Source organism: Micromonospora sp. CNZ299 (assembly GCF_002754415.1).
Genome location: NZ_PEFG01000001.1, coordinates 6,956,638 through 6,981,298, shown reverse-complemented (window position 1 = coordinate 6,981,298; position 24,661 = coordinate 6,956,638). Strand labels below are relative to the sequence as shown.

The 24,661-nt window shown below is 70.4% G+C and carries 22 protein-coding genes; 15 read left to right on the top strand and 7 right to left on the bottom strand.

Annotated features, from left to right (window positions below):
* Positions 1-31 precede the first annotated feature (31 nt).
* Genes CLT68_RS31525 through CLT68_RS31480 form a run of 10 tightly spaced genes read left to right on the top strand, consistent with a single transcriptional unit; the run spans position 32 to position 14,722 of the window.
* Positions 32-1,639 carry a class II aldolase/adducin family protein gene (locus CLT68_RS31525; protein ID WP_158240976.1) on the top strand — a complete coding sequence of 536 codons (1,608 nt, stop codon included), beginning with the start codon at positions 32-34 and terminating at the stop codon, positions 1,637-1,639.
* Positions 1,636-5,058 carry a DUF4915 domain-containing protein gene (locus CLT68_RS31520; protein WP_099856392.1) on the top strand — a complete coding sequence of 1,141 codons (3,423 nt, stop codon included), beginning with the start codon at positions 1,636-1,638 and terminating at the stop codon, positions 5,056-5,058. The genes CLT68_RS31525 and CLT68_RS31520 overlap by 4 nt, the downstream gene beginning before the upstream one ends.
* Positions 5,051-6,463 (top strand): glycosyltransferase, encoded by a 1,413-nt coding sequence (locus CLT68_RS31515; protein ID WP_099856390.1) that lies wholly within the window; start codon positions 5,051-5,053, stop codon positions 6,461-6,463. The genes CLT68_RS31520 and CLT68_RS31515 overlap by 8 nt, the downstream gene beginning before the upstream one ends.
* Complete coding sequence (locus CLT68_RS31510; protein WP_099856388.1) at positions 6,463-7,437, top strand: aldo/keto reductase; 975 nt, start codon at positions 6,463-6,465, stop codon at positions 7,435-7,437. Before CLT68_RS31515 ends, CLT68_RS31510 begins: the two co-directional genes overlap by 1 nt.
* Positions 7,438-7,457: 20 nt before the next feature.
* On the top strand, positions 7,458-9,023 hold the full coding sequence (locus CLT68_RS31505; RefSeq protein WP_099856386.1) for an alpha-amylase family glycosyl hydrolase: 1,566 nt from the start codon (positions 7,458-7,460) through the stop codon (positions 9,021-9,023).
* Positions 9,013-10,281 (top strand): D-arabinono-1,4-lactone oxidase, encoded by a 1,269-nt coding sequence (locus CLT68_RS31500; RefSeq protein WP_099856385.1) that lies wholly within the window; start codon positions 9,013-9,015, stop codon positions 10,279-10,281. Before CLT68_RS31505 ends, CLT68_RS31500 begins: the two co-directional genes overlap by 11 nt.
* Positions 10,278-11,534: an MFS transporter gene (locus CLT68_RS31495; RefSeq protein WP_099856383.1), complete on the top strand. Its 1,257-nt coding sequence runs from the start codon at positions 10,278-10,280 to the stop codon at positions 11,532-11,534. The genes CLT68_RS31500 and CLT68_RS31495 overlap by 4 nt, the downstream gene beginning before the upstream one ends.
* Before the next feature lie 28 nt (positions 11,535-11,562).
* On the top strand, positions 11,563-12,468 hold the full coding sequence (cysD, locus tag CLT68_RS31490) for a sulfate adenylyltransferase subunit CysD (RefSeq protein WP_099856381.1): 906 nt from the start codon (positions 11,563-11,565) through the stop codon (positions 12,466-12,468).
* On the top strand, positions 12,468-13,721 hold the full coding sequence (locus CLT68_RS31485) for a GTP-binding protein (RefSeq protein ID WP_099856379.1): 1,254 nt from the start codon (positions 12,468-12,470) through the stop codon (positions 13,719-13,721). The genes cysD and CLT68_RS31485 overlap by 1 nt, the downstream gene beginning before the upstream one ends.
* 20 nt (positions 13,722-13,741) lie before the next feature.
* Positions 13,742-14,722 (top strand): DUF4432 family protein, encoded by a 981-nt coding sequence (locus tag CLT68_RS31480; protein ID WP_158240975.1) that lies wholly within the window; start codon positions 13,742-13,744, stop codon positions 14,720-14,722.
* Between the two features lie 44 nt (positions 14,723-14,766).
* Here CLT68_RS31480 and CLT68_RS31475 read toward each other — a convergent pair whose 3' ends face one another.
* From CLT68_RS31475 to CLT68_RS31465, 3 genes are all read right to left on the bottom strand, one after another.
* Positions 14,767-15,963, bottom strand: coding sequence for an MFS transporter (locus CLT68_RS31475; protein WP_099856375.1), 1,197 nt, complete (start codon positions 15,961-15,963; stop codon positions 14,767-14,769).
* Between the two features lie 77 nt (positions 15,964-16,040).
* Positions 16,041-16,520 carry a hypothetical protein gene (locus CLT68_RS31470; protein ID WP_099856373.1) on the bottom strand — a complete coding sequence of 160 codons (480 nt, stop codon included), beginning with the start codon at positions 16,518-16,520 and terminating at the stop codon, positions 16,041-16,043.
* Between the two features lie 9 nt (positions 16,521-16,529).
* Positions 16,530-16,982 carry a GNAT family N-acetyltransferase gene (locus CLT68_RS31465; protein ID WP_099857857.1) on the bottom strand — a complete coding sequence of 151 codons (453 nt, stop codon included), beginning with the start codon at positions 16,980-16,982 and terminating at the stop codon, positions 16,530-16,532.
* Positions 16,983-17,461: 479 nt separating this feature from the next.
* Between CLT68_RS31465 and CLT68_RS31460 the strand changes: the two genes are divergently transcribed.
* Together CLT68_RS31460 and CLT68_RS31455 are read left to right on the top strand one after the other, a co-directional pair.
* Positions 17,462-17,731: a hypothetical protein gene (locus CLT68_RS31460; RefSeq protein WP_088949608.1), complete on the top strand. Its 270-nt coding sequence runs from the start codon at positions 17,462-17,464 to the stop codon at positions 17,729-17,731.
* Positions 17,731-18,768, top strand: a complete 1,038-nt coding sequence (locus tag CLT68_RS31455; RefSeq protein ID WP_099856371.1) for a hypothetical protein — start codon at positions 17,731-17,733, stop codon at positions 18,766-18,768. The genes CLT68_RS31460 and CLT68_RS31455 overlap by 1 nt, the downstream gene beginning before the upstream one ends.
* A 46-nt stretch (positions 18,769-18,814) precedes the next feature.
* Here CLT68_RS31455 and CLT68_RS31450 read toward each other — a convergent pair whose 3' ends face one another.
* Positions 18,815-19,345 carry an SRPBCC family protein gene (locus tag CLT68_RS31450; RefSeq protein WP_099856369.1) on the bottom strand — a complete coding sequence of 177 codons (531 nt, stop codon included), beginning with the start codon at positions 19,343-19,345 and terminating at the stop codon, positions 18,815-18,817.
* Positions 19,346-19,657 (bottom strand): ArsR/SmtB family transcription factor, encoded by a 312-nt coding sequence (locus CLT68_RS31445; protein ID WP_088949605.1) that lies wholly within the window; start codon positions 19,655-19,657, stop codon positions 19,346-19,348.
* Between the two features lie 98 nt (positions 19,658-19,755).
* On the opposite strand from CLT68_RS31445, the gene CLT68_RS31440 reads away from it, so the two are divergent.
* On the top strand, positions 19,756-20,685 hold the full coding sequence (locus tag CLT68_RS31440; protein WP_099856367.1) for an LLM class F420-dependent oxidoreductase: 930 nt from the start codon (positions 19,756-19,758) through the stop codon (positions 20,683-20,685).
* A gap of 59 nt (positions 20,686-20,744) precedes the next feature.
* Here the strand turns inward: CLT68_RS31440 and CLT68_RS31435 are convergent, their stop codons facing one another.
* The gene (locus CLT68_RS31435) at positions 20,745-21,173 is read right to left on the bottom strand and encodes a hypothetical protein (protein ID WP_099856365.1); all 429 of its coding nucleotides are present in this window, start codon (positions 21,171-21,173) and stop codon (positions 20,745-20,747) included.
* A 101-nt stretch (positions 21,174-21,274) separates the two neighbouring features.
* Here CLT68_RS31435 and CLT68_RS31430 point away from each other — a divergent pair, with 101 nt between their 5' ends.
* Both CLT68_RS31430 and CLT68_RS31425 read left to right on the top strand, forming a co-directional pair.
* On the top strand, positions 21,275-22,045 hold the full coding sequence (locus tag CLT68_RS31430; protein WP_099856363.1) for a hypothetical protein: 771 nt from the start codon (positions 21,275-21,277) through the stop codon (positions 22,043-22,045).
* Positions 22,042-23,319, top strand: coding sequence for an FAD-binding protein (locus CLT68_RS31425; RefSeq protein ID WP_099856362.1), 1,278 nt, complete (start codon positions 22,042-22,044; stop codon positions 23,317-23,319). The genes CLT68_RS31430 and CLT68_RS31425 overlap by 4 nt, the downstream gene beginning before the upstream one ends.
* 92 nt (positions 23,320-23,411) lie before the next feature.
* Here CLT68_RS31425 and CLT68_RS31420 read toward each other — a convergent pair whose 3' ends face one another.
* Positions 23,412-24,551 carry a site-2 protease family protein gene (locus tag CLT68_RS31420; RefSeq protein ID WP_099856360.1) on the bottom strand — a complete coding sequence of 380 codons (1,140 nt, stop codon included), beginning with the start codon at positions 24,549-24,551 and terminating at the stop codon, positions 23,412-23,414.
* Between the last annotated feature and the right edge of the window lie 110 nt (positions 24,552-24,661).

Below are 24,661 nucleotides of genomic sequence, written 5' to 3'. Positions count from 1 at the left end.
ACACCGATCACACCTCGTCGGTAGGGACCCCATGCTGACCCGAGCCGGCGGCGGCAACTTCTCCGCCAAGGGCCTGATCGGCGACGAACCGGTGCTGTGGATGAGTTCCTGGGGCTGCGACGGCGCGGCCACCACCGAGGACGACTTCCCGGCGCTGTACCTGAACCGCCTACTCGAACTGCGGCACGCCCCCATGCTGGACGATCGCACGATGCTGGAGCGGATCGCCGCTGCGGCCGTCCACGAGGACCAGAAGCCGCCCGGTATCGAGACGCTCACCCACGCCTTCATCCCCGCCCGACACGTCGACCACTGCCATCCGGACGCCGTCATCGCCCTGACCTGCATTCCCGACGGTCGGGAGCGGGCCGCCGCCGAGTTCGGTGACGAGGCGATCTGGTTCGACTACCGGCAGTTCGACATGGGCGTCGCCCAGGAACTCGCCGACCGCATCGCCGCCGAGCCCCGGTGCCGCTTCGTACTGTTGGCCAATCACGGCATCTTCACCTGGGCCGACACCAGCGAACAATGCCATCGTAACGCGACGGAGGCGGTGCACCGCGCCAATCGCGCCCTCCACGTCGCCCGCGACGACCGTCCTGGCGACCTGGGCGGGGCGGCCGTCGCGCCGACACCTCCGCAACAGGCCGAGCACCTGCTCGCCGACCTGTTGCCCGTCATCCGCGGCACCCTGCGCGTCGAGGGACTGGGCCTCGTGCTGCGCACCGACACCAGCCCCGACGCCGTCAGATTCGTCTCCTCGGCGCGCGGCCCCGCGCACACCCAGGTCGGCCCCGGGTGCCCCGACTCCCTGGTGACGGTCGGCTACCGGCCGCTCGTCCTGGCACCCTCGGAACTGACTCCGGACGGTGTACGAGCCGCTGTCGCGCGGTACCGCAGCGAGTACGCCGCCACCTTCGACCGGTACGCCGACCTCGAAGCACGCCGCAACGGACCCCGCCGTGACCTGCCCCGAGTGCTGCTGCTGCCCGGCGTCGGAGTGGTGGCGAGCGGCACCAACGCCGAGCAGGCGGCGATCTGCGCCGAGCACTTCGAGCAGACCCGATCGGTGATCGAGGCCGCCGACGCGGCCGGGGGCTACACGAGCCTCACCGAGCAACAGGGGATCGCCGACGAGTACTGGCCGCTGATGCGGCTGAAGCCGTTGCTGCGTACCGCAGCCGGTCCGCTCTCGGACGCCATGGTCCTGGTGGCGGGCGGCACCGGGGAGGCCGTCACCCAGATAACGGCCGACCTCGCCGCAGCCGGAGCGTACGTCCTCGTGGCCGGGCCCGCCGCGAAACAGGCGGCCGACGGGCGCGCGGTCGTGCCGCTCGCCGCGACGATCTCCGCACCCCGCCTCGTCGTCCGGGAGGCGGCACGAAACTTCGGCGGCTTCGACATCGTGGTCGACCTCACCCAGGACGAACAGTTACCCGACGCGGCGAACGCGATCTTCGCCCGCCAACAGCACCGTGGCCTGGCCTGCCTGGTCGCGCGTGCCCGCACGGATGCGTACGACGGCGCACACATCGACGTGTGCGCCGAGGAAGACCCCACCCTGGTCGCCGAGCGGCTCATCAACGCCCGGCAGCCATCGACCCTCGCAGCCACGGGAAGCAAGGAGCTAATGTCGTGACCGAACACTCGTACGACACCTGGTCGGGAGCGCACGAACTGCTGCCGCAGGACCACGTTCTGCTGGCCTCGTGTTTCGACGCTCACCACACCATCGGTGGTGGTCTCTTCGCCATCGGCCAATCGGTGGAGGTGGTGGACACCGTTTCGAGCACCGGCATGTGCACGGACGGCTCACTGTTGTACCGCTGCCTGTGGAGCGCTGAGGGCAGCCCCGCCGAACTCGTCGCCTACGACTCCGCCGGCGTGCGGCGCTACCAGCGACTCGACGGTGTGTCGACGCCCCACGACATCCTCTGCGTCAACGAGCAGGTGCTGGTGGTCGCCACGACGCAGAACGAGGTCCAGTCGATCGCCCGCGACGGCGAGATCCTCTGGCGCTGGCGGGCCCCGGGCGAGCCAGACAGCTGGCACCTCAACAGCCTCGCCAAGTACGGCGACCGCGTCGTGGTCTCGGGCTTCGGCCCGTTCCTGCGACGGCGCGGCTGGGACGAGAACGGCAAGCCCTCGACGGGACGGATCGTCGCGCTCGACACCGGCGAGCCGCTGCTGAGCGGGTTCCGCGCACCGCACCACCCGTACTACGAGGACGGCGTGTGGCTGGTCTGCGACTCCGCCGCCGGCGAACTCGTCGAGCTGCCGGACGCGACCCGACGGCCTGCCCGCAGGCTGCCGCTGCCCGGCTGGCCGCGCGGTTTCGCCGCCACCGACCGCCACCTCTTCATCGGTGTCAGCCCGCACCGCTACCTGGACTCGTCGGTGAAGACCGCGGCCGTCGCCATCGTCGACCGGGAAGAATGGCGGGTGCTCGGCGTGGTCGACCTTCCGGCCCGTGAGGTCTACTCGTTGGCGATCGTCCCGCAGGTTCTTGCGGAGGGAGCCCGCCACGGCTTCCAGGCCAACCACACCCGTACCCACGAGCAGGGCCAGCGCCGGCTCTTCGACCAACTCGGCAAGCAGCCCCGGCAGTTGTGGGCGGTCGGCGACCACCTCGCCGAGGAGGAGTGCCGGGTCACCGTCACGCCCGAGGAGCCGATCTTCGAGGAGATCGAGGCGAACAGCCTGCTCACTCTCACCTGCCGGATCCAGAACAACGGCACCGGTCTGCTCACCCCGGCACCACCGCAGCCGGTGCGCGTGGTCTACCGCTGGTACGACGCGGACGGCGATCCGGTCGACACCCAGGCGATCAAGGCAGCCCTGCCGCGTTCGTTGCCACCGGAGTCGTCCGCCCGGGTGATCGTCCGGGCACGCGTTCCGGAGGAGCCGGGGCGCTACCGTCTGCGGGTCACGCTCGCCCAGGACGACGGCCCGGTCTTCGACCAGTTGCACGCCGAAAACGCCGCGGACATCGAGTTCGACGTGGTGCCCGAGGGCCTTCGTGATGAAACGCTGCTCGAGTTCGGCCTGTACCCCGCCGAGGTGCGCGCCGCCCGGGCGGCGGCCACCGTCGAGGAGTTCCTCCGCGAGTTGCTGCACCACCCGACCGGCGCACCCCGTGGTCTCACCCTGGGGTTGATCGCCGATCGCGGGACCGCCACGTTCCGCGAAGCGGTCGCCACGGTCCTCGGTTGCTCTCCGGACTCGATCCGGTACGCCGTGGACGAGGCGATCAACGGCGTGGGAGGGGTCATGCTCACCGGTGCGGAGGCGATCGCGCTGGTCATGCGCCGGCTCGGCATCACTGTCGCCTTCACCTACGCCGGTACGTCGGAACTGGCCCTCTGCGACGCGACGGCCCGGCTCGGTCTGCTCCGCAACGGGCGCGGTGACCGGGAGAGCGTCTTCGAGGCCGCAGGCGCCAGCCTGCTGCGACCAGGGCACGGCTCGGCGATCGTGCACGCGGCCCGGGGCCTGACCAACGCACTCGGCGCGGTGGGTGCGGCCCGCCGCAACGAGGTCGGCACACTCGTGCTGGTGGGGATGCCCTCCACCGGGTCCGCGCCGTTCCTGCCTCCGCACGGCGAGCCCCGCCTCATCCAGGCGTCCGGCGAATTCGCCAAGGCGTCGTTCGAACTCGGGGCGGTGCCGCCGGAGGACGCACCAGTGGAGCGTGCCGCCGCCGTCGCCGTGCTGGTCGACGCCCTGCGCCAGGCGGACCTGGCCGTTCACCAGGCGCCGTTCGGACCGGTGCTGATCGGTGTTCCGCAGGACGTGGCGGAGAGCTGCTGGGTGCCGCTGGAGGAGTTGAGCCTCCGGGCGGGCGACGTGTACCAGCCGGTCGACCGGGATGCGGTGCGTGAGGCCGCCGCCCGCCTGACGACGGTCGCGCGTCCGGTGACCCTCATCGACGACTACGCGCTCAAGCACCCGCAGATCCGCGCGGCGCTGGCGGCCTTCAGCCGGGCGACGGGCAGCGCCGTGATGCAGGTCAAGTACCGGCGTGGGCCGATGCTCTTCGAGCGCATCAGCGAGGCGGAGGTGCCCGGCTTCGTCGGCTGGTACGACCCGAACGACGCGGCACACCGAAAGATCATGGAGAGCACGGACCTGATCGTCACGATCGAGGACCGGAACATGTACCCCCGGGTCATCGGTGAACTGCCGGCGGGGCCGAAGATCGCCATCACCTCCAAGCCGTCGGCGGTCGCGAAGAACGGTTACCTCGGTGACGACGGGATCGTGGTCAACGGCGATGTCGTCGGCTCGTTGAACGCGCTCGCCGCCGCCCTCGGCGACCGGAACGGGGCCCCGCGCTGGTACGCGGACTTCGTCCGTGAGCCCTCGTCGCCGCGCTTCGTGGTGCCGCAGGCGGCGCTGACGGTCCGCGAAGGGCTGGCCCAGGCGATCTGCGAGGTCGCCGACGAGCAGGATCGGCCGGTCTCCCTGGTGGACGACAGCCAGATGTTCGGCGGTCTCCTCGCGGAGGTCTACCACCTCCTGCCCAAGGGGCTGCGAATCTTCGGTGACCACGGCGGCTTCGTTGGCGGCGGCACCGCCACCGCGACCGGCCTGGCCGTCGGGGAGCCGGGTATGCGGGTGATCTGCACCCTCGGCGACCAGGGGTTGACCAACGGCATTCAGGGTCTGGTGGCGGCGGTACAGGAGAACGCGCCGGTCACCTTCGTCGTCTGCAACAACGGTGGCAGCGTCTCGCTGCGTAAGCAGTCGCGGGGCCAGACGTTGCTGGACGCGGGTTTCCACTACTACCTCGACAACGCCGCAGGGATGCGGTACGCGGAGACCGCCGCGGTCCTGGGCCTGCAGTCGCGGCGGGTGGACCTGACGAACTGGCTGGACCAGGACGACACCGCCACTCGGCTCGCCGACTTCCGGCAGGCGTTGGGCTCCGCGGTCGGTCACGCCGGACCGTCGCTCATCGAGCTCGTCCTGCCGTCCGACCCGGAGTTCTGGACCGGTGTCTGGATCACCGAGGGCTTCGAGCCGCTGGCGAAGCAGGAGAAGCCGGCCGATGCGTGAGGTGACTGTTGGCAGCGCCGACCTCGCGGCGTACCAGCAGGTTCTCGGCCCCGAGCGCAGCGTGTCGCTGCGCTCGGGCGCCGAGCGCCTCGCTTCGCTGCTGGCCGGGCGGACCATCTGGAACGTGAACTCCACCGCAGCCGGGGGCGGTGTCGCCGAGCTGCTGCACTCCCTGGTCCCGCTCGCCCGCGCGCTCGGGATCCCGGTGCGGTGGCTGGTCATCGACGGTGACGAGCCCTTCTTCGCCATCACCAAGCGGCTCTGCACGCTGGTCTACGGTTCGCCCGGCGATGGTGGCCCGACCGGCGAGGCGGAACAGGAGCACTACCGCAAGGTGCTGCGGGCCAACGCGGACGACCTGGCCGGTTACGCCCGACCCGGCGACGTGGTCATCGTGCACGAAGCGCAGCCGGCCGGTCTGATCCCGGCGGCCAGGCAGCTCGGGGCGCGGGTCGTCTACCGGTCCCACACCGGCTGCGACACGCCCAACGAGCACACCGCCCGTGGCTGGTCGTTCATCCAGCCCTACGTGCGGGAGGCCGACGCGACGGTGTTCCTGATCCCGCCGCATGTGCAGACCTGGGCACCGAACCCGCACGTCGTCCCGCCCTCCATCGATCCCTGCACCCCGAAGAACACGGCCCTGGGCGGCGCCGAGGCGATCGAGGTGCTCCGCGCGGTCGGCGTCCTCGCGGGTGGGGGAGAGCGGCCGGTCACCGTGTCGCCGGGCGGGGGCACGCCGATCGAGCTGCGGCATCCCGTCATCGCGGTTCGCGACGGCGGCCCACCGGGCGCGGACGTCCCGATGGTGGTGCAGGTGTCGCGCTGGGATCGGCTCAAGGACATGGCGGGTGTGCTCCGGTCGTTCGTCGCGGCCGATGTTCCCGGCAGTTACCTGACCCTGGCCGGCTCCGACGTCACGGGTGTCAGCGACGATCCCGAGGCCGAGGAGATGTTCAACGAGTGCTGCCACGAGTGGTCGCAGCTGCCACCGTCGATGCGATCCCGGATCCAGCTGCTCTGCCTGCCGATGGACGACCCACGGGAGAACGCCCTGGTGGTCAACGCGTTGCAGCAGCACGCATCGGTGGTCGTACAGAAGAGCATCGCCGAGGGCTTCGGTCTCACCGCGACCGAGGCCATGTGGAAGTCGCGCCCGCTGCTCGCCAACGCGGTCGGCGGCCTTCGGGTGCAGGTGGTGCCGGACGAGTCGGGTCTTCTGCTCGATCCCGCCCAGCCCACCGGCGCGGCCGAGCCGATCACCCGGGTCCTGGGCGACCGCGAGCTCGCCGAACGGCTCGGCAACGCTGCCCGCAACCGGGTGCACGAGCAGTACCTGCCCGACCGGCACCTGCTGGATTGGTGCCGGTTGATCGAAACGCTGCTGGACGAGGGAGGACGCTGATGCGCCAGCTCGGCAAGAACGGCCCGGTCACCTTCGACATCGGGCTCGGCTGCATGGGGATGTCACAGTTCTACGGCCCGGGCGACGACGCGGAATCGATCCGCGCCATCCATCGTGCCCTCGACCTGGGCGTCAATCTGCTGGACACCGCCGACATGTACGGCCCGTACACGAACGAGGAGCTGATCGGCCGAGCCCTGCGGACACGCCGCGACGAGGCCCTCATCGCCACCAAGTTCGGCAACGTCAAGGACGACACCGGCCGGGTCGTCCGGGTCGACGGCAGCCCGGAGTACGTGCGGCGGGCCTGCGAGGGCTCCCTGCGCCGACTGGGTGTGGATGTCATCGACATCTACTGCCAGCACCGGGTGGACCGGAGCACCCCCGTCGAGGAGACCTGGGGCGCGCTGGCCGAGTTGGTGCAGGAGGGCAAGGTGCGCTACCTGGCCATCTCCGAGGCATCGGAGGACACCGTGCGTCGCGCACACGCCGTGCACCCGGTGACGGCCGTCCAGACGGAATTCTCCATGGTCAGCCGGGATCCGCAGCGCGGTCTGCTGCGGGCGCTGCAGGAGCTGGGGATCGGCTTCATCGCGTACGCGCCGCTGGGCCGCGGTCTGCTGTCCGGGACGATCGACACCGACACCCGGTTCCCGGACGACGACTTCCGCAGCACCCTGCCCCGGTTCGGAGGGGAGAACCTGCAGCGGAACGTCGGCATCGCGAACCGGATCCGCGAACTCGCGGAGCGCCGGCAGATCAGCGTGCCGCAACTCGCCCTGGCCTGGGTGCTGGCGCAGGGTCCGGACATCGTCCCGATCCCCGGCACGAAGACGGTCGCGCGTCTCGAGCAGAACGTCGCCGCCGTCGACGTGGCGCTCACCTACGACGAGTTGGCGCTGCTCGACAGCGTCGCTCCGTTGGGTGCCGCGGCAGGTGACCGGTACCCGGACATGTCGAGCGTGGACATCTAGCGGTGGGAGGGGAGGGCGACATGGACACCACGGACTGGTGGCGCAGCGCCGTCATCTACCAGATCTATCCGCGCAGCTTCGCCGACTCCGATGGGGATGGCATCGGCGACCTGCGCGGCATCATCGAGCACCTCGACCACCTCAACGACGGGACGCCGCAGTCGCTGGGCGTCGACGCGGTCTGGTTGTCGCCCTTCTACCCGTCACCGCAGGCGGACTTCGGCTACGACATCAGCGACTACACCGCCGTGGACCCGGCGTACGGCACCCTGGCCGACTTCGCCAAGCTCGCCGACGAGGTGCACCAGCGGGACATGCGTCTCCTGGTCGACCTGGTGATGAACCACACCTCCGACCAGCACCCTTGGTTCACCGAATCCCGATCCAGCCGGTCGAACCCCAAACGGGACTGGTACATCTGGGCCGACGGCCGTGACGGTGGGCCGCCGAACAACTGGCTCAGCTCGTTCGAGCGATGCGGCCCGGCCTGGACGCTCGACCCGGGCACCGGCCAGTACTACCTGCACAGCTTCACCCCTGAGCAGCCCGACCTGAACCTGCGCAACCCGGAGGTCCGGGCGGCGATCAGGGACGTGTGGCGGTTCTGGCTGGAGCAGGGTGTGGACGGTTTCCGAATCGACGTCGCGCACCGGTTCTTCAAGGACAGCGAGCTGCGGGACAACCCGGAGCCGCTGGCCGCGTACCGGCGGCACCGCAGCCATCCGGAGCTGCGCCAGTTCAACATAGACCTGCCGGAGTGCCACGACCTGCTCCGCGAGCTGCGCTCCTTCCTCGACAGCTATGGCGGCGGGTTGCTGCTGGGTGAGGTACCCATCAGCGACGACAGCCGACTGGTGGAGTACTTCGGCACCGACGGGATGCACACCGCCTTCCACATCGCCTTCTGGGAGCAGCCGTGGGACGCGGCCGCGTTCCGGAGCACGATCGACGGAATGGCCGCGCTGGCTCGCCCCGACGCGCTGTGCACCTACGCGCTCGCCACGCACGACATCTCCCGCACGGTGAGCCGGCACGGCCTCGCGCAGGCCCGTGTCGCGGCGATGATGCAACTCACCCTGCGTGGACTGCCGTGTGTCTACTACGGCGAGGAGATCGGGATGGCCGACTCCCCACCGGAGCAGGCGCTCGACGTCGACGCCCGGGACGGGCAGCGCGTCCCGATGCAGTGGGAACCCACCGGGTCCGGTTTCACGCGGGGCACGCCATGGCTGCCGTTGGGGCGGGACATCGCCACCGCGAACGTGCAGGTCCAGGATCGTGACCCGGAGTCGATGCTGAACCTCTACCGGCAGCTCATCCGTTACCGGCGTACGTCAGCGGCGCTGCGGTTCGGCGCGTACGAGTCGCTGCCCTCGGCCAAGGACACCTACGTGTACCGCCGTCACGCCCGTGACGAAGAGTTGATCATCGCGCTGAACTTTGCCGATCGACCGATCGTCCTGGGCATCGGCGAGGGCTCCGCGGTGGTGGAGTTGTCGACCGCTGCCGGACGCGCCTCCGGGCCGGTGCGGATGACGGCGGTGCCGCTCGGCGCCCTGGAGGGGGTGGTGCTTCGTGTCATCTGATCTGGTCAACTGGGCCGGCAATCTGACCTTCGGCGCACGCCACGTGCACCGGCCGGCAACGATGGACGAGTTGCGCGCCGTGGTGGCCGGCACCCCCCGCATCCGGGCGTTGGGCACCCGACACTCGTTCAGCGACGTCGCCGACACGACCGCCGACCTGGTGACCCTGGAGAACCTCCCACCGGTCATCGAGGTCGACGCGGAGACCTCGACGGTCACCGTCGGCGGCGGGGTGAGCTACGCCGAACTGGCACGGGAGCTGGACTCCGCCGGCTTCGCCCTCGCCAACCTGGCGTCCCTGCCGCACATCTCGGTCGCCGGCGCGTGTGCCACGGGCACCCACGGTTCCGGTGTACGCAATGCGGTCCTGGCCGGCTCGGTCCGGCGGCTGGAACTCCTCACCGCGGACGGCGACCTGCGTACGGTGCAGCGCGGTGACCCGGACTTCCCCGGGGTGCCGGTGAGTCTGGGCGCGCTCGGCGTCTTCACCACCGTCACGCTGGACGTCGAACCCGCCTACGAGGTCCGCCAGAACGTCTACCTCGACCTGCCGGTGCGCGCCGCCCTGGACCATTTCCAGGAGTTGGTCTCCGACGCCTACAGCGTGTGCCTCTTCACCGACTGGGGATCGACCAACTTCACCCAGGTGTGGATCATCGCGCGTACCGACGAACCCGAACCGAAGGTGCCTGGTCAACCCTGGTTCTCCGCCGTGCCGGCCACCCGCGACGTACATCCGGTGATAACGAACTCGGCGGCCTCCTGCACGACCCAGCGCGGGTTGCCGGGCCCCTGGCACACCCGGCTTTCGCACTTCCGTCCGGAGTTCACCCCGAGCTCCGGTGCGGAGTTGCAGTCGGAGTACGCGGTGCCGACCCGCGACGCGGTCGCCGCACTGGACGCGCTCGGCGAGATCGCCGCGCTGATCCATCCGGTGCTGCAGATCTGCGAGGTCCGTACGGTGGCGGCCGACGAGTTCTGGCTCAGCCCCGCCTACGGTGCCGACGTCACCACGATCCACTTCACGTGGATCCCCGAAGACGCTCCCGTACGCGAGGTCATCCGGCTGGTCGAGGAACGCCTGGAACCGTTCGGCGCGCGCCCGCACTGGGCCAAGCTCACCGAGGTTCCACCCCACCGGATCCGACCGCTCTACCCGCGACTCGCCGACTTCCAGGCGCTGGCGCTCAGGTATGACCCCAGCGGAAAATTCGGCAACGCGTTCACGGAGCGGTATCTAGATGGAGGCGCCGCATGACGGAACCAACGATCTCCCGGCAGGGGGAGCCCACCGGTGGTGTTGACCGAAACGTACAACTCGCCCGACTGCGCGTCGCGACGACGTTGTTCTTCGGCATCGGAGGGTTCCTCTTCGCCGGCTGGTCGGTACGGATCCCGGCCATCAAGGAGCAGGTGCAGGCGTCGCCCGGGTCTCTGGGGTTGGCGCTGCTCGGCATCTCCGGCGCGGCGGTCGTCACGATGCTGGTCACCGGGAGCATGTGTCGGCGGTGGGGTAGCAGACAGGTGACCATCGCGTCGGCCGTGTTGTTGTCGCTGGCGGTGGTGCCGCCGACGTTGACACATTCGCCGCTGACTCTGGGTCTCACGTTGCTGATCTTCGGGGTCGGGTACGGCGCCATCGACGTCGCCGTGAACAGTGTGGCGGTCGACCTCATCGCGGCGGTCAAGCGGCCGATCATGTCCGGGCTGCACGCGGCGAACAGTGTGGGCAGCCTGGTGGGGGCCGGTCTGGGAGCGGTGCTGGCGATCCGCCTCACGCCACTGACGCACATGCTGGTCGCGATGCCGATCAGCCTGCTCGCCACGGCGTGGGCCGCGCGGATGCTGATGTCCGCTCCGCTGGCCCGCGCGGACCGGCCCAGCCAGACCGGCGTCGCGCTCGGCGGAGGCCGGCACTTCGGCGTGATCGTCGGGCTCGCCTCGGTGGTGGCGTTGTGCGCCGCGTACAGCCAGGGCGCGATGGACAACTGGGTCCCGCTGCACATCGAGACCGACCTGAACGGCAATTCGGCCGTCGCGGCCGCCGGCTACGCCACGGTCGCCGGCACGTTGACCATCGGACGGATCGTCGGGGTGCGGCTATTGGAGCGGTACGGGCATGTGCTGGTGCTGGTCGGAGGAGGACTCGTCGCAGCCGGAGGCGCCCTGCTGATGGCCCTTTCCTCGCAGCTGTGGCTGGTCTTCGTCGGGTTGGTCGTCACCGGGCTGGGGCTGGCCAACATCTTCCCGACCGCGTTGGCCCTGGCCGGCTCGAAGGGCGGTCCGAACGGGATCGCGATCGCGTCGACCCTGGGGTATGGCGGCATCCTGCTCGCTCCGCCGACGATCGGATTCCTGGCAGACAGCTACGGCCTGTCCCGCGCTCTGACCATCATCGCCGCGATGCTCGTCATCGCCGCGGCCCTCAGTTTCCTGGTCCGGCGGGACTTCCAGGCCGCCCCTGCGGAAAGGGAGGCGGACCCGGTCGCGAAGACCGCGATGAGCAGCTGACCATCTCGACCCGCGTGTAGGACGGGAGATCCCAGTGGCACAGCAAATATCACACACCGATTCCCTGGTCGCGGAGAGCATCTTCGTCCTGCGGGAGGTGATGGCTGAGATGGAACGCCCAGTGCTGCTCTTCTCCGGCGGCAAGGACTCGATCGTGATGCTGCACCTCGCGGCGAAGGCGTTCGCTCCGGCCAACATCCCCTTCCCGGTGATGCACGTCGACACCGGGCACAACTTCCCCGAGGTGCTGGAATACCGCGACGCAGCCGTACGGGATCTGGGAGCGGAACTCGTGGTGGCCAGCGTGCAGGAGGCGATCGACGCCGGCCTGGTTCGTGAACTTCCGGACGGCACCCGAAACCGGATCCAGACGCCGGTGCTGCTGCGCGCCGTGGAGAAGTACGGCTTCGACGCGTTGTTCGGCGGGGCTCGTCGGGATGAGGAGAAGGCTCGGGCGAAGGAGCGGGTGTTCAGTTTTCGGGACGAGTTCGGTCAGTGGGATCCGAAGAATCAGCGTCCGGAGCTGTGGTCGTTGTACAACGGTCGGCATCATCCGGGTGAGTCGATCCGGGTGTTCCCGCTGTCCAACTGGACCGAGCTGGACGTGTGGCACTACATCGCCTTGGAGCAGATTGTGCTCCCGAGCATCTACTACGCCCACGACCGGGAGGTCGTCGAGCGGGACGGCATGTTCTACGCGGTGAACGAATTCCTCCGGTTGCGCGACGGGGAGACCTCGCAGGTGCGCCGGGTGCGGTATCGAACGGTGGGCGACGCGTCGCAGACCGCGGCGGTGCTCTCCGACGCGGACACGGTGGAGAAGGTCATCGAGGAGGTGGCGGCGACTCGGATCACCGAGCGTGGCGCGACCCGTGGTGATGACCGGGTCAGTGAGGCCGCGATGGAGGACCGTAAGCGGGAGGGCTACTTCTGATGGATCTGTTGCGGTTCGCGACTGCCGGGAGTGTGGACGACGGCAAGTCGACCCTGATCGGGCGGCTGTTGTATGACACGAAGTCGTTGTTCACCGATCAGCTCGCCGCGGTGGAGGCGGTCAGTGCGGCGCGTGGTGATGAGTACACGAATTTGGCGTTGCTCACCGACGGTCTACGGGCTGAGCGGGAGCAGGGCATCACGATTGATGTGGCGTACCGGTATTTCGCCACCCCCCGGCGGAAGTTCATCATCGCTGATACCCCGGGGCATATTCAGTACACGCGGAACATGGTGACGGGTGCGTCGACGGCGGACCTGGCGCTGATTCTGGTGGATGCGCGTAAGGGTTTGGTGGAGCAGTCGCGTCGGCATGCGTTCTTATGTTCGTTGTTGCGGGTGCCGCATCTGGTGTTGTGTGTGAACAAGATGGACCTGGTGGACTGGTCGCAGGAGGTCTACGAGCGCATCGCTGATGAGTTCACGGCGTTCGCGGCGAAGTTGGACGTGCCGGATCTGACGGTGGTGCCGATCTCGGCGTTGCGGGGTGACAACATCGTTGCCCGGTCGGAGAACATGCCGTGGTATGAGGGTCCGTCGTTGTTGCATCATCTGGAGCGGGTGCATATCGCCAGTGATCGGAATCTGGTGGATGTGCGGTTCCCGGTGCAGTACGTGATTCGGCCGCAGTCGACGACGGTCACCGATTATCGGGGGTATGCCGGTCAGGTCGCCTCGGGGGTGCTCAAGGCCGGTGACGAGGTGATGGTGTTGCCCTCCGGGTTCACCAGTCGGATCGCGGCGGTGGAGACCGCTGACGGGCCGGTGGCTCAGGCGTTCCCCCCGATGTCGGTCACGGTGCGTCTGGCCGACGAGATTGACATCTCCCGCGGCGACATGATCTGCCGGCCGAACAACGCCCCGGCGGTGGCGCAGGACATCGAGGCGATGCTCTGCTGGATGGACGAGACCGCGCCGCTGCGCGTCGGTGGCCGGTACGCGATCAAACACACCACCCGCTCGGCGCGGGCGATCGTGCGGGGGTTGCACTACCGGTTGGACATCAACTCGTTGCACCGCGACGAGTCCGCCACCGAGTTGCGGCTCAACGAGATCGGCCGGGTCCGTCTGCGCACGACCGTGCCACTCCTGGCCGACGAGTACCGCCGTAACCGCACCACCGGCGGCTTCGTCGTCATCGACGAAGCCACCAACCGCACCGTCGGCGCCGCCATGATCGTCGAAGCTCCGTGAGGCAGGAAGGTATGAGATCGATGGATGCCGCACCCGTGGCCGAACTTCTCGCGCAGGGCCTGCTCTCCAACCCGGATGCCGTCGTGGAGATCCGTGAATCGACCGGCGATCCGCACTCCGGGCCCGGTGGACGTTCCTACCGGGTCGCCCTCGCCGGCGGGCTGGCGTTCGAGGTGCTCCCCGAGCGCGGGCTGGACATCGGTTCCCTGTGGTACGGGGGCCACCCGATCGCCTGGCGTTCGCCCGTGCTGGCCGCCGGTCCGGATGCCAACCCCACCGGCGCTGGCTGGGTCGGCCGTTTCACGGGCGGCATGCTCGCCACCTGCGGTCTGGACAACATCGGAAAGCCCCGAGAGACCTACGGCCAGCATGGCGCCCACCACAACACCAGAGCCGTCGACGTCAACGTCCGGCGTACCGCCCCGGCGGGGGCGATCGTCAGCGGCACCGTCGCGGCGGCGGGAGTCTTCGGCCGCCAACTGCACCTGCACCGGGAGATCGAGGCCGAAGCAGGCCAACCCGCGTTGACCGTACGCGACGTCATCGTGAACGAGGGCATCACCACCGAACCAGTCAGCCTGCTCTATCACATCAACTTCGGGGCTCCGTTCCTCGCGCCCGGCTCACGGGTGGACGCGCACGCCGCCCGCCACACCGCCCGCGACGACGAGACGGACTGGCGGACGTTTCCCGCCCCGACCGACACGGTCGGCGAGACGGTCTGGGAGCACACCGACTTCGCGGCTGACCGAGCTTCCGCCGTCGTCTACTCACCGGGCCTGGGGCTGCACGCGGAGGTGAGTTGGGACTCGACCGTCCTCCCGCGCTGCTTCCAATGGATGTATCCCTCGCGGCGAGGCTGGGCGCTCGGCATCGAACCCGCCAACGCCCCGCTGTTCGGCCCCGACCGGTCCCTGCCCCACGCGGGCGCTCCCTTGTTGGCCCCGGGCGAGCGGATCCAGGCGGGTTTCACGCTCGCGATTCGCGAAGGGACGCCGTAGCAGCGGCCACGGCAGCACTCGTCGTGGCCGCTGACGCGATCTCTCTACCAAGGGGCGCGACCTCCCTCAGCAGCGAGGCGGGTTGTTCGTCGTGACAGTGGATGGCCAGGCGTGGCGGCCACCGCCGCGAGGCACATCGCGGCCGCAGCGATGAGCGGTGGACGCGCGCCGAGGTGAACGGCCGCGGAGCCGAGTGGGATTGCCACCACGAGAGGTCCGAACATGGCGGTGTTGGCGGTCGCGGAGACCCGGCCCAGCAGTGTTGTCGGCGTGTGCGTCTGCACGGCGGTGACGGCGGCGATCAGGGTCCAGGGCAGGCCGACGCCTGCGAGGATCGCGCCGGCGACCGTGACCGGCCACCACGGCAGACAACGAGCCAGGCATCCGAGAGCGAACAGCAGTGTCCCGGCGACACCGACCGCGACGGGACCTCGCCGGGCGATGAGCCGGCCGACGACGAGGCCACCGATGATGGAACCGGCGCCCTGTGCGCTGGTCAGCACGCCGAAGAACGTCGTCGGCAGGCGCAACTCCGAGACGACGGTCGCGTAGATCGCCGCCGTCGTGAACCCGGACATGGCAATCGACACGGCGGCGAGCATGACCGGCAGACGCGTCGCTCGCTGTCCGAACAACACCACCAATCCGGTACGCAGGCCACCGTCGCGTCGTGCGGGCTTGTCGACGGGGGTCCGATTCAGGCGGATCACCGCGTACAGGATGGCGACCAGGACCGGCATGGCCGCGCTGAGCACGACGACCGCGTGACCGCCGCGCCAGGCGTAGAGGCCCGCCCCCAGCAGGGGAGCGATGAGCTTCATGCCCTCCTGCGCGCTGGAGCGCCAGCCGTTGACGTCGCCGAGTTCCGTCGGTGACAGCGCGGACGGCAGCAGCGCGGTCTCACCCGCGTCGATCAGCACGTAGCTGACGCCGTAGGCGCACGAGACGGCGAAGATGAGCCAGGTCTGTCCCGGCCCGCGCACCGCGAGGAGCGCCAGCAGCGCGGCGGCCAACAGGAGGTTGACGGCGATGACCAGGGGTCGCCAAGATGCCCGGTCGAGCAGACCGCCCAGCCACGGGCCGGCGAGGACCGGGGCGTACACGCAGAGTCCGGCGAGGGCGGCGAGGCCGGTGGAGCCGGTGAGGTCGAGGATCCAGATCCCGGCCACCAGGGTCATGGCGCTGCTGCCGAAGCCGGACAGCAGGGAGATCGCCACGAACAGTCCCGCGTTGCGCCGCATGAGCCCTCCAGGTTGAGCCGAGATGACTCATATCCTGGATATTGGAGTCTGGTGTGGGCAAGACTCTCACGGCTCTGTCAATCAATCGTTGACAGTGCCGCGTCGATCTTCGCTGCGGTGGCGCGAACGGGTGCCGGCACGCGCTCGCCCGCCTCGGCGAGATCGGCGGCGAGATGCTCGGCCAACGCGTACAGCGAACCCGGGGCGGCATCCAGGGCGACCTCCACCGTGCTCCGCACGAGCCCCGCCCGATCGAACCGGGCGTCCCAGCGGCGATCGGCGGCGATCCACCGCCCGAGGTCGGCAACGGCGTTTCGCAGCGCCACGATTCGTGGTGCGAACCGGAGGTCGAGGTGCTGGCGGCGTGACCACCGCGCGGCCACCAGTCGCTGCCGGCGCTGCTCCGCGGCCTGCCGGCTGCCGAGACCCAGTGCCGTCGCGATCTGCTCCCACGTCGCGCCGTCGTGGCGCGCCCGATCGATGAGGTCCAACTCCTGCTCGTCGAGGCGGGCGCGGGTGACACGAACCTCGGCCAACCGGGCCAGCTCCGACGTCATGTGTCAACGTTACATTGACATGCGGCTGGGCTCGCGCACCAGGAACACGTCGATCGGGTCCTCGGTCTCCACTGTGAAGCCGTGCCGCTCGTACAACCGTCGGGCGGGGCTGCCCTGCAACACGTTCAGGCGGACGCGGGTGCCGTCGCGGTCGCACCGGTCCAGCAGCGCGCATAGCACGGCCGTCCCGATGCCGCTGCCCTGCAGGTGTGGGGCCAGATAGAAGTGCTCCAGCCAATGGGCGTCCGCCGCGGGCCGCAGCGCCACGCAGCCGGCGAAAGCTGCGCCCACCTCGACAACCCAGGTGTACGCGGGTGCGAACCCGTCCCGCAGGCGCTGCCGCACCCGCTGCTCGTCGTAGCGCCCCAGCCGCTCCAGATCCGCCCGCAGCACCACCGCCCGTAACTCGGCCACCGCCTCGACGTCCTCCGCCGAAGCCGGTCGAAGCTCCCAGTCCGCCATGATCACAAGTTATCGGCCCGCCAGGACGGTGATCGACTCGGTTTCGCTGATGCCCCGTCGGCGGCGGTGTAACAAACCGGACAAGACGGTAAAGGTCCTGGTAGAGCACCCTTGGAGCAGGTGGAGGTAGACGGGTGGCGGGCCACACCCAGAGCCTCCGGCCCGGTGGGGACAACATCGTCCGCACCGGTGCCGTCCCCACCCAGCCCGGCCCCGACGCCGCGGCGGTCACGGCACAGATGCCGTGCCGGCCACGCGTACCACAGGCTGTGGCTGCCACCGACACCCCTGCGGGCGCCCGCAGCGGTGCCTCCGCCCATCGGGACGAGGACGTCAGCACCGTCGGCAGTCAGGCGACGCCTGTCGCCGGCCGTGCCTGTCGTCCCCGCGCCCCGCCGGCCTTTCGCACTGTGGACCCCGCCGTCCGGTGTCGCCCAAACCGCGCGCCGGCCTGGCGACCGAGCCAGAAAGGGCCCGACATGGCCGCTCCCACCGCGACAGCAGCCTTGAACGCATCCGTCTTCGCGCCGGGTGACCAGATGCTGCTGACCGTCACCTACTCAGACGCCGACACCAAACCGCTGACCGTCACCATCGTGGTCACCGACGCGCAGGGCAACAGCAGCGCGCCGGTGAAGGTCACCGCCGTCATCGACCCACTCACCCTGACCGTCAGCGACAACTCCGGGCGTACCTGGACCCGGGTGTCCGACAACGGTTCCGTGGCCGTCTACCGGGCGGTGGCGTGATGCCCCGGGTCACCGTCCAGGTCCGCGACGCCGCCGGGAACACCGCGACGGCCACCGCCGACTACAACCTGAGCCAGCCCGTGCTGGGAGGCTACTACCTGTCCGGGGGCGCCGACCCGACCGCCGACATGGCCGGCGGCAACTTCCGGTCGCTGACCCAGTACCGCAGCTTCGCCGACGGCTACACGTTCCCCGGCTACAACCGCCCCTGGCTGACCAGCCTCGGCAAGGCCGGGGTGCAGATGAACATGGTCCTGGAGTTGAAGCACTACGGCGCCCCGAACCAGGGGCCGCAGAGCTTCGCGGTGGACGGCGTCAGCTACACCGTGCCGGCACCGTCGATGACCATCCAGCAGCGTCCCGGCACCACCTGGCCGAGGGCGTACGGGTACGGCCAGGTGATCAAGGGACAGTGCGACGGGTTGTTCGCCCGAGCCCTGTCGCAGTACCGGACGCTCGGCTTCGGGGTGAACATCCAGCTCGCCTCGGAGTTCGACACCGACCACGAGTTCGGGACCACCGAGGACGGCAAGGCCTACACCTGGGCCGAGTCGGACGCTCGGGCGGTGCAGGCGGTGAACTACATCCTGACGTGGTTCAAGGCACGGACCCTGCCCGCCGGGACGACCTTCTCGGTCGGGCTGGGCGGCTTCGACCGGGCCTGCTTCCAGCGTATGCACCCGGAGTCGCTGATGACCCGCCTCGACTATCTCCAGTGGAACGCGTACGCCACCAACGCCAGCCACACCGCGTTGGCCCGGTTCCGCCGCACCAAGGACTGGGCGGTGGCGGATCTCGGCCCGGTGGCCCTGTCCCGTCCGGTGATCATCGCGGAGTGGGGGGTCCGGTCGGCGGAGATTCCGAACCAGGCCGCCTGGATCGCGACAGTGCCGGCGGCGATCGCTCAGCTCAACGCCGAGCGTGGGCCGCGGATCACGCGGACCAACTACTTCAACTCCGGTTGGGGCACCCTGACGCCGAAGGCGGTCGGGTTGGCCGCGCTGCGAGAGGCGTACGCCAAGCGGCCGTACGTCTGAGCGGTCCCGGCGGCTCCGGGGCTCCGGGGCCGCCGGGACAGACCGGTCAGCCCGCACTGAGTCGTTCGGCGTACGCGTCGCGCAGCTCGGGCCAACCGAAGTCCCTGGCCTCCGCGCCCCGGATCGGGCCGACCGGGTCGCCGTCGAGCAGCCGGTCGGCCACGTCGAGGCAGAGGTGCCAGCCGGCTGCGACCATCGGCAGCATGCCCCGGTCGGCGACGGTGTGCCGCAGGGTGAGCCGGGTGCCGCTGCTCAGCGGGCTCAGCTCCCAGCGCAGCAGGTCGTCGCCCCAGGTGTACTCCAGCAGGTGTGGCGGCTCGGCGCGGCGTACCGTCGCCGGGTCCTCCTGGGTGGTCTCGCCGTCGACGAGGGTGAGCACGGCGGTGCCGACGTGGCCGAGGTCGCGGTCGGCGAGGAACGGCGCCCACTGCGCGAGCTGGGTCGGGTCGGTCAGGGCCGCCCAGACGGTGGCCGGCGGATGCCGCAGGTCGCGGACGAAGACCAGTGTCGCGCCGTCGTCGGCGGGCTCGGCGCGCACCTCGGCGGGTGGGCTCGGGCGGAACGCGTCGCGGTCCATTCACTGCTCCTGACTGTCGAGGTGCCGTTCCAGGGCGTCCAGGTGCCGGGCCCAGAGCCGGCGGTACGGGTCCAGCCAGCCGTCGACGGCCCGCAGTGGGCCGGGGTCGAGGCGGTAGATCCGCTGGCGGGCGGCCGTCCGGCAGGTGACGAAGCCGGCGTCGCGGAGCACCCGCAGGTGCTTGGAGACGGCCGGCTGGCTGACCCCGAGCCCGTCGACCAGCTCGCCGACGCTGCGTTCGGCGTCGCGGAGCTGATCGAGGATCCGGCGCCGGGTGGGCTCGGCGAGGACGGTGAAGGCATCGGTGGACACCAGCCTAATATGCCTGGTCCTTCATATGACTGTCAAAGCATATGACAGGAGTCTCCGTCCCGACGTGGCGTCGCCGATCAGCTCCCTATGCTCGGATCATGGAACTGCGGATCTTCACCGAACCCCAGCAGGGCGCCAGCTACGACCAGTTGCTCGCCGTCGCCCGCTGCGCCGAGGACGCTGGCTACGGCGCGTTCTTCCGGTCCGACCACTACCTGATGATGGGTGCGGCGAGCGGCGAGCCCGGCCCCACCGACGCGTGGACCACGCTGGCCGGGCTGGCCCGCGACACCAGCCGCATCCGGCTCGGCACGTTGATGACCGCCGCGACCTTCCGGCTGCCCGGCCCGCTGGCGATCACGGTGGCGCAGGTCGACCAGATGAGCGGCGGCCGGGTGGAGCTGGGGATCGGCACCGGCTGGTACGCGGAGGAGCACACCGCGTACGGCATCCCGTTCCCGCCGCTGGCTGAGCGGTTCGACCGCCTGGAGGAGCAGCTCGCGGTGATCACCGGGCTGTGGTCCACGCCGACCGGCGAGCGGTTCGATCACGCCGGTCGGTACTACCCGGTCCAGGACTCGCCCGCGCTGCCCAAGCCCGTGCAGCAGCCGCGCCCACCGATCCTGCTCGGTGGGACGGGCCCGAAGCGCACTCCTCGGCTGGCCGCCCGCTACGCCGACGAGTTCAACCTGCCGTTCGCCTCGGTGGCGGACACGGCGGCGCAGTTCGACAGGGTCCGCGCGGCGTGCGCCGAGATCGGCCGGGACCCGGCCGGGATGGTCTGGTCCAACGCCCTGGTCCTGTGCTGCGGGCGGGACGACGCCGAGGTGGCCCGCCGGGCCGCCGCCATCGGGCGCGACCCCGACGAACTGCGGGCCAACGGTCTGGCCGGGACCCCCGCCGAGGTCCTGGACACCATTGGCCGGTACGCAAAGATCGGCAGCGAACGGATCTACCTCCAGGTGCTGGACCTCGGCGACCTGGAGCACCTGGAGTTCGTCGCCAGCGAGGTGATGGCGAAGCTCTGAGTCGGCCGGGTGGCCGTGGGACAGCGCTCGGCCGGGTGGCCGTGGGACAGCGCTGCCGGTCAGGCCCGGTGGGCGCCCGTCGCGACCGCGTCCGGGTCGCCCAGCACGGTGTCCAGCCGCCCGTCCCCATCACTGTCCACATAGGTGATGTCGGGGATCCCGTCGCCGTCCACGTCGATCTGCACGACGTCGGCGACACCGTCGCCGTCGAGGTCGGTGACCACCTCCACCGAGCCGTCCAGGTGTCGGGTCACGATCGACTGCGGGCCGGCACCGGGCGTGCGCGGCGGCGGCCCCGGTGCCGGCACCGGCGTCGGGGCCGGCGCGGGCGCCGGTGTGGGGCGAGGGCCGGGCGTCGGCGCCGGGTGGCTCGGCAATCCATCGACCGCTGGCGCGCTGGCCTGCTCGACACCGGTGCCGGTGGGGTCCAGCTCCTCCTCGGAGGGGAAGACGTCGCCTCGCGCGGCCGGATCACGGTAGCTGCTCATGGGCGTAGGGTTCCCCGACGATGACGAGAACAACCGTGCCCGATCGACCGGTGTCCCCGGTGCCGGGTTTGGCGGAAAATGCTGGGACCGACGCCACGGTCATGAACGGGGGTCCGAGCGTGGAACTGCGCCGGAATCGGGGAGCCCGTGCGCTCGCCCTGGTGTGCGTACTCGGCGGAGTGCTCTTGTTGGTCTACCCCAGCGACGGCGCCCTGCTACGGATGATCATCGCGGTGGGAGCCGTCGTGCTCGGCTGCCTGGCGCTGGTCAGCGCACTGCGGCCGTTCCGGTTCCGGATCGACGCCGAAGGTGTCAGCATCCGCCGGCCCGGCTTGCGCCGGGAGATCCCGTGGGCCGAGGTCGACGCGCTGGTCCTCGACGACCCGCCCCGACGCGCCGGCTACTCGGCACCACCGCGACTGCTGCTGGTGCCTGTGCCGGGTGTGACGCTTGAGCCGGTGACCGCCCGCCACCCGCTCGACGGCCGCCCGGCCATCGAGTTGCTCGTCCTCGACCAGGTTCGCGAGCAGCCCGAGCAGGTGTCGGCCGCGCTCACCCGCTATGCCGGAGGTCGTTTCGTCGATCTGGCCGCGCTGCGCCGCGCCGCCTTCGCCACCCCGGACCTTCCGGTCGGCCTGCGTGGCTACCGGATGGACCGGGTCGACCAGCTGATCCGGCGCGGCCAGGACGCCCTGGTTTCCGGGGACGCGCAGACCAGGCAGGCGGCCCGGGGCGAGATCGAACGCGTGTGCGCGGCCGGCCTGCCGGTCGCCCAGCGTGGCTACAGCACGTTCCAGACGGATACGGTTCTGGACGCCCTCGTCGCCGCGTTGGCCGACCACCAGTCCACCGATCGGGAGACCGCCACATGACCGCCCAGGGAGAGCACGCCACGTCGACCACCGCGGCCGACGTCCCGCGCCGCAACTGGGCCGGCAACGTGCGGTACGCCGCTCGGGCGTTCCACCGCCCCGCCTCCGTCGACGAGCTGCGCCGGCTGGTCGCCGGCAGCAACCGGATCCGGGCGGTGGGCAGCGGGCACTCCTTCAACCGCTTCGGCGACACCGACGGCGACCTGGTCTCCCTCGCCGGGTTGCCCCCGGTCGTCGACCTGGACCGCGAGCGCGGGCAGGTCACCGTCAGTGGCGCGATGCGCTACGGCGACCTCGCCCGGCACCTGCACACCCAGGGGTACGCGCTGGCCAACCTCGCGTCGCTGCCGCACATCTCCGTGGCCGGGGCGGTGGCCACCGCCACCCACGGCTCCGGCCAGACCCACGGCAACCTGGCCAGCGCGGTCGCCGGCCTGGAGTTGGTCACCGCCGACGGCGACCTGCTGCGGGTCGACCGCGACGCCGACACGTTCGCCGGCATGGTGGTCGGGCTCGGCGCGCTGGGCCTGGTCACCCGGGTCACCCTGGACGTGGTGCCGACCTTCGAGCTGCGCCAGTACGTGCGGCTCGACCTCGACCGGGAGGCGCTGGACGAGGCGCTCGGCTCCGCGTACAGCGTGAGTGTCTTCACCGACTTCCGTTCCCCCCGGCTGCGCGAGGTGTGGCGCAAGCAGGTGGCGGACCAGCCGCCACCCCCGGCGGACTGGCTGGGCACCACCGCGGCCGACGCGCCACGGCACCCGGTGCTCGGCATGCCGGTGGAGAACTGCACCCCGCAACTCGGCGAGCCGGGCCCGTGGCACGAGCGGCTGCCGCACTTCAGGCTCGGCTTCACCCCGAGCAGCGGCGACGAGCTCCAGTCCGAGTACCACGTGCCACGGACAGCGGCAGCCGACGCGCTCGCCGCCCTGGACGACGTGGCGCACCTGATCGCCCCGGTGCTGCTGGTGTCCGAGCTGCGTACCGTGGCGGCGGACGAGCTGTGGCTCAGCCCGAACCACCAGCGGGACAGCTTCGTACTGCACTTCACCTGGGTCGACGACACGGCGGCCGTGCTGCCGGTGGTGGCCCAGGTGGAGGAGCGCCTGGCACCGTTCGCGCCCCGCCCGCACTGGGGCAAGGTCTTCGTCACCGACCCGGCGGAGCTGGCCGCCCGCTATCCGAGGCACGCCGACTTCGCCGCCCTGCTGCGTCACCTGGACCCGACCGGCACGTTCCGCACCGAGCTGCTGGACCGCTACTTCCCCCGCTGACCCCTCCCGCTGGCCCCCGGCCCCCCGCTTCACTCCGTCGATCATGAAGTTAGCGGCGTGGATGTCGGCGTGTCGCGCCGCGAACTTCATGATCAACGGGAGGGTGCGGGGGTGCGGAGGGTGCTGCTCTGGACGGCTCGGCTGATGTCGCTGGGGGACACTATGCCCGTCAGGCGGCCGTCTTCGGTCACCACCAGGGCTCGGCCGTCGGCGCACGCGCTGAGGCGGGGGAGCAGGTCGTTGAGTTGCTCACCGGGCTGGGCCAGGACCAGATCCTCGGCCCGGCAGGCCACCTCGGCCAGCGTGGTCGACGCCCGCCGCTCGGGCGGTACGCCGCGCACCCGGTCGACGGTGACCAGGCCGATGGGCCGGCCGTCCTCGGTCAGCGGCAGCGCCGAATGCCGGTACGCGAACAGGTAGTGGTCGACGAAGTCGGCGACCGTCATCTCCGCCGAGGCGGTCTGCGGCTGCGAGGTCATGACGTCGCCGACCCGGATGCCGCGCAGTGCGCTGCCGGTGCGAGCCTGCCGCTCCTCCATCCCGGCGGCCCCGATCAGGAACCAGCCGATCAGGGCCAGCCACAGCCCACCGAAACCGACCCCGGACAGGAACTGCCACAGCCCCAGGCCGATCAGCAGCACACCCAGCACCCAGCCGGCACGGGCGGCCACCACCGATGCCCGGGTCCGGTCGCCGGTTGCCTTCCAGACCGCGGCGCGCAGCAGCCGTCCGCCGTCCAGGGGCGCGGCCGGCAGCACGTTGAAGATGGCCAGCAGCACGTTGATGCCCGCCAGCCAGGCCACCGACCCGAGCAGCAGCCCGCCCTGACCGGCCAGCGCGAGCAGCGCTGCGACGACACCGAAGAACGCCCCGAGCAGCAGGCTGACCAGCGGGCCGACGCCGGCGATCCGCAGCTCCGCGCCGGGGTCGCGTGGCTCGCCCCGCAACTCGGCCACACCGCCGAACAGCCACAGCGTGATGCCGTCGACCTCCAGCCCGTTGCGCTTGGCCACCACCGCGTGCGACACCTCGTGGGCGAGCAGGCCGACGAAGAACACCACCGCGGCGGCAAGCCCGGCAATCGCGTACGCGACCGGCGAGCGGTCCGGGTACGAGCGGGGGAACTGGTTGGCGGCCAACCCCCACGCGATCAGCGCGAAGATGAACAGAACGCTCCAGTTGACGCCGACCGGCACTCCCGCGACCCGGCCAAGCCGGAAACTGGCCCTCATCCCGGTGAGATACCCCGGACAGACCCACCCATGCCGGCCCTGGTGCCCGAAGGACTGGTGATCGACTCGGGTTCACGGAAACCGGGGTATCCACGACCCTTTGACACCTC

Coding starts and splice junctions, on each gene's coding strand:
- CLT68_RS31420 (WP_099856360.1), bottom strand. CDS start 24,551: ATGAGGGCCAGTTTCCGGCTTGGCCGGGTCGCGGGAGTGCCGGTCGGC.
- CLT68_RS31485 (WP_099856379.1), top strand. CDS start 12,468: ATGGATCTGTTGCGGTTCGCGACTGCCGGGAGTGTGGACGACGGCAAG.
- CLT68_RS31525 (WP_158240976.1), top strand. CDS start 32: ATGCTGACCCGAGCCGGCGGCGGCAACTTCTCCGCCAAGGGCCTGATC.
- CLT68_RS31480 (WP_158240975.1), top strand. CDS start 13,742: ATGGATGCCGCACCCGTGGCCGAACTTCTCGCGCAGGGCCTGCTCTCC.
- CLT68_RS31495 (WP_099856383.1), top strand. CDS start 10,278: ATGACGGAACCAACGATCTCCCGGCAGGGGGAGCCCACCGGTGGTGTT.
- CLT68_RS31430 (WP_099856363.1), top strand. CDS start 21,275: ATGAACGGGGGTCCGAGCGTGGAACTGCGCCGGAATCGGGGAGCCCGT.
- CLT68_RS31425 (WP_099856362.1), top strand. CDS start 22,042: ATGACCGCCCAGGGAGAGCACGCCACGTCGACCACCGCGGCCGACGTC.
- CLT68_RS31440 (WP_099856367.1), top strand. CDS start 19,756: ATGGAACTGCGGATCTTCACCGAACCCCAGCAGGGCGCCAGCTACGAC.
- CLT68_RS31470 (WP_099856373.1), bottom strand. CDS start 16,520: ATGACGTCGGAGCTGGCCCGGTTGGCCGAGGTTCGTGTCACCCGCGCC.
- CLT68_RS31435 (WP_099856365.1), bottom strand. CDS start 21,173: ATGAGCAGCTACCGTGATCCGGCCGCGCGAGGCGACGTCTTCCCCTCC.
- CLT68_RS31510 (WP_099856388.1), top strand. CDS start 6,463: ATGCGCCAGCTCGGCAAGAACGGCCCGGTCACCTTCGACATCGGGCTC.
- CLT68_RS31455 (WP_099856371.1), top strand. CDS start 17,731: ATGCCCCGGGTCACCGTCCAGGTCCGCGACGCCGCCGGGAACACCGCG.
- CLT68_RS31460 (WP_088949608.1), top strand. CDS start 17,462: ATGGCCGCTCCCACCGCGACAGCAGCCTTGAACGCATCCGTCTTCGCG.
- CLT68_RS31450 (WP_099856369.1), bottom strand. CDS start 19,345: ATGGACCGCGACGCGTTCCGCCCGAGCCCACCCGCCGAGGTGCGCGCC.
- CLT68_RS31465 (WP_099857857.1), bottom strand. CDS start 16,982: ATGGCGGACTGGGAGCTTCGACCGGCTTCGGCGGAGGACGTCGAGGCG.
- CLT68_RS31515 (WP_099856390.1), top strand. CDS start 5,051: ATGCGTGAGGTGACTGTTGGCAGCGCCGACCTCGCGGCGTACCAGCAG.
- CLT68_RS31475 (WP_099856375.1), bottom strand. CDS start 15,963: ATGCGGCGCAACGCGGGACTGTTCGTGGCGATCTCCCTGCTGTCCGGC.
- CLT68_RS31505 (WP_099856386.1), top strand. CDS start 7,458: ATGGACACCACGGACTGGTGGCGCAGCGCCGTCATCTACCAGATCTAT.